Origin of the sequence: Paenibacillus sp. FSL R7-0128 (assembly GCF_038002245.1) — a bacterium.
GTDB lineage: Bacteria > Bacillota > Bacilli > Paenibacillales > Paenibacillaceae > Paenibacillus_AQ > Paenibacillus_AQ silagei.
Genome location: NZ_JBBOCD010000003.1, coordinates 1 through 2227, shown reverse-complemented (window position 1 = coordinate 2227; position 2227 = coordinate 1). Strand labels below are relative to the sequence as shown.

Sequence of the window (2227 nt, the reverse complement as noted above, 5' to 3'; positions counted from 1 at the left end):
TTTGGATAAGCCCTCGACCGATTAGTATTGGTCAGCTCCATGCATTGCTGCACTTCCACCTCCAACCTATCTACCTCGTCGTCTTCAAGGGGTCTTACATACTGGGAAATCTCATCTTGAGGGGGGCTTCACGCTTAGATGCTTTCAGCGCTTATCCCGTCCGTACGTAGCTACTCAGCCATGCTCCTGGCGGAACAACTGATGCACCAGCGGTACGTCCATCCCGGTCCTCTCGTACTAAGGACAGCTCCTCTCAAATTTCCTGCGCCCACGACAGATAGGGACCGAACTGTCTCACGACGTTCTGAACCCAGCTCGCGTACCGCTTTAATGGGCGAACAGCCCAACCCTTGGGACCTACTTCAGCCCCAGGATGCGATGAGCCGACATCGAGGTGCCAAACCTCCCCGTCGATGTGGACTCTTGGGGGAGATAAGCCTGTTATCCCCAGGGTAGCTTTTATCCGTTGAGCGATGGCCCTTCCATGCGGTACCACCGGATCACTAAGTCCGACTTTCGTCCCTGCTCGACTTGTAGGTCTCGCAGTCAAGCTCCCTTATGCCTTTGCACTCTGCGAATGATTTCCAACCATTCTGAGGGAACCTTTGAACGCCTCCGTTACTCTTTAGGAGGCGACCGCCCCAGTCAAACTGCCCGCCTGACACGGTCCCCGTACCCGATAAGGGCACTAGGTTAGAACCTAGATACGATCAGGGTGGTATCCCAACGGCGCCTCCGCAGAAGCTTGCGCTCCTGCCTCCACGGCTCCCACCTATCCTGTACAGATCGTACCCAAATTCAATATCAAGCTGCAGTAAAGCTCCATGGGGTCTTTCCGTCTTGTCGCGGGTAACCTGCATCTTCACAGGTATTAAAATTTCACCGGATCTCTCGTTGAGACAGCGCCCAAGTCGTTACGCCATTCGTGCGGGTCAGAATTTACCTGACAAGGAATTTCGCTACCTTAGGACCGTTATAGTTACGGCCGCCGTTTACTGGGGCTTCGGTTCACAGCTTCGGGTTTAACCCCTAACCGCTCCCCTTAACCTTCCAGCACCGGGCAGGCGTCAGCCCGTATACTTCGCCTTGCGGCTTCGCACAGACCTGTGTTTTTGCTAAACAGTCGCTTGGGCCTTTTCACTGCGGCCCCCTCGGGCTATTCACCCTACCGAGGCACCCCTTCTCCCGAAGTTACGGGGTCATTTTGCCGAGTTCCTTAACGAGAGTTCTTCCGCGCGCCTTAGAATTCTCTTCTCGCCTACCTGTGTCGGTTTGCGGTACGGGCACCTTCTCCTGACTAGAGGCTTTTCTTGGCAGTGTGAGATCATGACCTTCGCTACTATAATTTTCGCTCCCCATCACAGCCCAGCCTTAACGATGTGCGGATTTGCCTGCACACCAGCCTCACTGCTTAGACGGACATCCATCAGTCCGCGTCACTACCCTCCTGCGTCACCCCATCGCTCATAGCGGATTACGGTGGTACAGTAATTTCAAACTGTTGTCCTTCGACTACGCCTGTCGGCCTCGCCTTAGGTCCCGACTTACCCTGAGCGGACGAGCCTTCCTCAGGAAACCTTGGGCTTTCGGCGGATCAGATTCTCACTGATCTTTTCGTTACTCATACCGGCATTCTCACTTGTATGCTGTCCAGCGCTCCTTACGGTACACCTTCAACCCACATACAACGCTCCCCTACCCCAGATGCAAAGCATCTAGCCATAGCTTCGGTGGTGTGTTTAGCCCCGTTACATTTTCGGCGCAGAGTCACTCGACCAGTGAGCTATTACGCACTCTTTCAATGGTGGCTGCTTCTAAGCCAACATCCTGGTTGTCTGTGCAACTCCACATCCTTTCCCACTTAACACACACTTGGGGACCTTAGCTGATGGTCTGGGCTGTTTCCCTTTTGACAATGGATCTTAGCACTCACTGTCTGACTCCCGGCAAGAAGTAAATGGCATTCGGAGTTTGACTGAGCTTGGTAACCCTTGCGGGCCCCGCACCCAATCAGTGCTCTACCTCCACCACTCCATTCACCGAGGCTAGCCCTAAAGCTATTTCGGGGAGAACCAGCTATCTCCGAGTTCGATTGGAATTTCTCCGCTACCCCCACCTCATCCCCGCATTTTTCAACATGCGTGGGTTCGGGCCTCCAGTGCGTGTTACCGCACCTTCACCCTGGACAGGGGTAGATCACACGGTTTCGGGTCTACGTCCACATACT

General features: G+C 54.2%; 1 rRNA gene. It reads right to left on the bottom strand.

Features of this window, described 5'->3' with window-relative positions:
• Position 1 precedes the first annotated feature (1 nt).
• Positions 2-2227, bottom strand: a 23S ribosomal RNA gene (locus tag NST26_RS33935); the annotation flags it as partial.